1 protein-coding gene is annotated in these 859 nt (G+C 41.6%); it reads right to left on the bottom strand.

The window, feature by feature from the left end; genetic code table 11:
- The coding region (locus JGK20_RS01350; RefSeq protein WP_293228986.1) for a transposase at positions 1–755 on the bottom strand (755 nt) is incomplete at its 3' end.
- Between the last annotated feature and the right edge of the window lie 104 nt (positions 756–859).

The raw sequence follows: 859 nt of genomic DNA, 5'->3' as shown, positions 1-859 counted from the left end.
GTACAAGATAAACGAGTTTTGCCATGTACAGAAGTTCCTGAGCTACGCTCACAGGGAGTTAAACCTGCATAAGCTGCCAGTTGACGAGCATTCTTATAATCTTCAATCCGACCAACTTCAGCTAACAATACAGCAGCCGTCTGTTCTCCAATACCTGGAATCGAAGTCAACAGCTCGCGCTGCTGTTTTAAATGCGGATGTTGGTCAAAATGATCGCTAATCATTTTTTTGATTTCGGCTTGTTGTTCTTTAATGTATTCCAAATGAGCTTTCGTAAGTTTAGCTACGGTTTCTGTAGCTGTTTCCAAACGATTCTCTTCCTGTTGATACATCTCGGTTAAAGATTCTAGTCGTCGCAATAAAGCTTGTAAATCCTTGACTTCGAGCGGAGTTGGCTTCCAAAATGACGGTTTAATCGCCGCACAAAAACGAGCAATCAATGCTGCATCTACAGAGTCAGTTTTGGTACGTAAAAGTTCGCTTTTAGCAAACCCTTTAATCCGAGCCGGATTAACCACACTCACCTGGTAGCCTGCTTCATACAGAAACTCAGCTAGGGCATCTCCATAAATGCTCGTGGCTTCCATACAAGCATGAAGTTCTTCAACACCTTGTTTTTTGAGCCACTGATTTAAGCTCTCAAACCCTTCGGTATTATTCGTGAACTTTTTGGGTTTTGAGCCACGTTCTTCTTTCAGTAAAAAAACATGAAAGTCTTTTTTACTGATATCTATGCCTAAAAATGTCGGTGTCATTGTTTGCTCCAAGCTCCCTGTTTGTATGAAAGAACATGACAGGCAATTTAACTAACCTTATAAATGCAGGCTGTCCCGTGAAAACGAGCGCCTAAGATACTGTC

Origin of the sequence: Microcoleus sp. PH2017_05_CCC_O_A (assembly GCF_020738785.1) — a bacterium.
Taxonomy (GTDB): Bacteria; Cyanobacteriota; Cyanobacteriia; order Cyanobacteriales; family Microcoleaceae; genus Microcoleus.
The sequence above is the reverse complement of the archived record's forward strand: the minus strand, read 5'-3'. Positions and strand labels throughout refer to the sequence as shown.